2 protein-coding genes are annotated in these 3,527 nt (G+C 36.6%); both read left to right on the forward strand.

What is annotated here, in order from left to right; translation table 11 throughout:
• Positions 1–152 precede the first annotated feature (152 nt).
• Positions 153–1,919, forward strand: coding sequence for a TIM-barrel domain-containing protein (locus VB654_RS16000; protein ID WP_323214767.1), 1,767 nt, complete (start codon positions 153–155; stop codon positions 1,917–1,919).
• 560 nt (positions 1,920–2,479) lie between these two features.
• A complete protein-coding gene (locus tag VB654_RS16005) occupies positions 2,480–2,926 on the forward strand; it encodes a transposase family protein (RefSeq protein WP_323214768.1) in 447 nt (148 codons plus the stop codon).
• Positions 2,927–3,527: the final 601 nt, after the last annotated feature.

A 3,527-nucleotide genomic window follows, 5' to 3' on the forward strand; every position in this document is an offset into this window, starting at 1 on the left:
GTTAAAGGTCAAAGGACTTTCATTGATTTTGAATAGTCTGTTTATTTAGGTTTGCTTGTACTAGCCCGTGCTAATTTCTACGAGTATCGACACCTCAGAGAATTTCCGCTAAAATCAGTCGCCTATTCCTTAAAATACCCAGAATTTAGGTTATGAATTTCTGGAAACAGGCATTATTAAATCTCCGCTTAATCAAAGTACGACGCTTCTTAGGCTCATTCTTTTATTCCCTGCAACGGGATACTTTAGAGCGTCATTTTCAGAGTTCGTCCATAGAGGTTTTTGCAGAAATTGGTAACATCCTCAGCGCTGAACCTACCGCAAGAGGTGGAAAATTTTATTTTCAGAATGTTGAATTGGAAATATGCTTTTTGGCTGACGATCTAATTAGGATTGATTGGCAACCTGGAGTACTTCCGATTCTCTATACCATCACCCGCAAAGACTGGCCAGAAATAGAGGTAAAATTTCAGGAACTAGGCGATCGCTGGCTAATTTCCAGTGCAGCGCTGAAGGTGATTATATCCCTAAATGGGAGTGTGGAATTACAGAATGCCCACGGGCAGACAATCCGGGAAGAATTACCGCCCCAGCAAAAAACCTCTGGTTGGCTACATCAGGCCAAATTGCGATCGCTGGAATATATTTACGGATTAGGAGAACGGGCTGCGCCTCTGAACCTCCGCACTACACCAGCCACCAGCAGTTATCAGATGTGGAACTATGATGCTGGAGGTAGGTATGGCCCAGGAACTGACCCACTTTATCTGTGTATTCCAGCTTATAGGGAAGATGCCAGTTTACCGCAGCACTCAACCCAGCATTCTCTGGAAGGTAGAGGTGGCGACCATAGGGAAGCTCATAATGTTTATGGATTACTCCAAGCTGAAGCTGCTTATGAAGCACTCAGTGAATACAAACCAGAGTTACGCCCTTTCATTGTTTCACGAGCAGGTTGGGTAGGTTTACAACGTTATGCTTGGACTTGGACGGGAGATATTGAAACCAGTTGGTCAGGGTTACGCCAAACCATTCCGACAATCCTGAATCTTGGACTATCAGGAATTCCCTACAGTGGCGCAGACATTGGCGGATTTAAAGGTAATCCCAGCGCCGAACTGTATTTACTCTGGTTTCAAATGTCAACTTTTTTACCATTTTTTCGCACCCATTCTGCCAATAATGTCAAGCCCCGTACACCGTGGGGTTTTGGTGAACCAACTCTGAGTATTGTCCGGGAATTCTTACAGCTACGTTACAAACTGATGCCTTATCTATATACCCTAGCCTGGGAAGCGAACCAGAGAGGATATCCTCTGATGCGTCCGTTGTTTTGGGCTGATAGTGCAGACAAGCGTCTTTGGGATGTGGAAGATACTTTTTTATTGGGTGATGTGCTTCTAGTTGCTGCCATTGTGGAGTCAGGCGCAACTTCTCGTTCCATCACGTTACCGAAAGGGTATTGGTATAATTTCTGGGATGATACATTATTGGAGGGTGCAAATACAGTGAATATAACAGCACCCATTGAGCAAATACCGATACTTGTGAAGGCGGGAAGTATTCTACCAATGTCGGTAGGAGAACAACTGATACTTCACATTTACACACATATAACTCTAACTAGTGAAGGTCAGGTTTATAGCGATGCGGGAGATGGATATGGCGAATGGCGCTTAGATAAATTTTACCTGAAGCACGATGCCTGCAAAGAGGGTGGCGATCGCAATATTCTGGAAATTACATGGCAACAGCAGGGAGATTATGCTTTCCCATATACCACAGTTAAACTCCACTTTCACGGCGTGGAAGTTGAACAAGCCTGGATAGACAATCGAAAAGTTAATTGCCAAAATAATTGTTTAGAAGTTGAACAGTTTCAGCGAGTTCGTTTAAATTTCAACTCAATTAAGGTATAAGTAGAAAATCTCAAATCTGCCGAATGAGTCGAATTTCCTATGTAATTACTTGGGAAAATAAATTAGCTAATATCGATAGCTCTATTCATTTAATTTATTTGTATTAATTAAAACAATACTTCTACGACAAAATACTGGTATTTTGTCAAATGCTTTCGTAAGAAAGTAACTCTTCTGTACCTATTAAATTAAATGTATATGCAAATAAGCTTGAAACCTTTGTTGGGCAATAATAACAGCTTTTATCATTAACGTTTGAGTCTTGGTGCATAAATTGAGGTTCTAAAAACCTGTAAACCTTGATAATAAAGGAAAATTATAGATTTTAATTAAACATTCAGCATAACACCTACCGAAAAACCAAGATTGTTTGATCTGATATGGGCAAAATTTATTGGGTTTTTTCGTACTTGTTATGTCAACCCATTAGCAGTATGTATTAAATATTTTTAAAAAATGTATCAATAAATAGATAAAAGTGTTGCAAAGATTGACATATACGGAATATTCATTATTAACTATAAATACATTTGAGAGTATTTTTAAATAATTTTAAATTTATGACCAGTAAAAGAGATATTAAAATTCTAACAGAGCTTCTTGATTTAAGCGGTGTGAAAGTCATATCACATCGTCTTCATGTTGGAATTGGGATGATTTTACAAGTAGAACAAGAAAAGTCATTTAGTACCTGTCCTAAATGCGGCACAACCAGCCATAAATTACATCAAAATCATAGACATATTGTTAAAGACATCCCTTTTGGGGAAAAAGAAGTATTTTTAGAAATTAATAGACGACAGTTTAAGTGTGAACAATGTAAAAAACCTTTTAGTGAAGATTTAGACTTTGTAAAAAAGAAAAGAACTTATACAAAACGTCTTGCATATAAGACAATACAAGAAGTTTCAGAGAATGATATTCATAGTGTAGCATCAAAAGGTATAGTTACAAAAGACGAAATAGAAAGAATGCTAAAAGATGCATCGGAAGAATTACCAAATTAAAACCTAATAAATCTAAAAATATTAAGGAGCATTTTAATTTTTTCCTTGCTACGTATTACCTTATCTACACGCAATGACAATTATTCTGTTGTTTCAATATAAAATATGATGCCCATATAAACTGATTACAATTGCAGTGAACGAACACAATAAATAATCAAGTAAATCCTTATAGAGTCAGGAATAGAGATTCTAGAAAAAATAGAAAAGCCAGTATAAATTTGTGGGGTGGCTATAAAAATTGAGTAATCGAAATTAATATCAATTTCTCAATCATGAGTCTATAATTTTCACGTAAGACACAGAACAATAAAGAATTAAACCCGCTAATAAAAACAGGAAAACGCAAAATATAAAATTTAATCTAAAAAGCAAATACTATAGAAAAGTATAAATATTAGCAGAATTGAAGAATGAAGATAAATTAAATTAGGAGCAATTGAATAAACAAATTCCAGGTAAAGATATGTCGCCTATCCTGAAGGAGATACACGACGACTTTAAAGAAAAAATTAAAAAAATCAATGATGCAAAGCCTTCATATTCGGCAACTTTTGAACTAGGTATGTGGTTAGCGAAGGACAAAATTATTTTCCAAATA

It is taken from the genome of Nodularia sp. UHCC 0506 (assembly GCF_034931045.1).
GTDB lineage: Bacteria > Cyanobacteriota > Cyanobacteriia > Cyanobacteriales > Nostocaceae > Nodularia.

Excerpts from the sequence above, each read along its gene's own strand:
- VB654_RS16000 (WP_323214767.1), top strand. The coding sequence starts at position 153 with ATGAATTTCTGGAAACAGGCATTATTAAATCTCCGCTTAATCAAAGTA.
- VB654_RS16005 (WP_323214768.1), top strand. The coding sequence starts at position 2,480 with ATGACCAGTAAAAGAGATATTAAAATTCTAACAGAGCTTCTTGATTTA.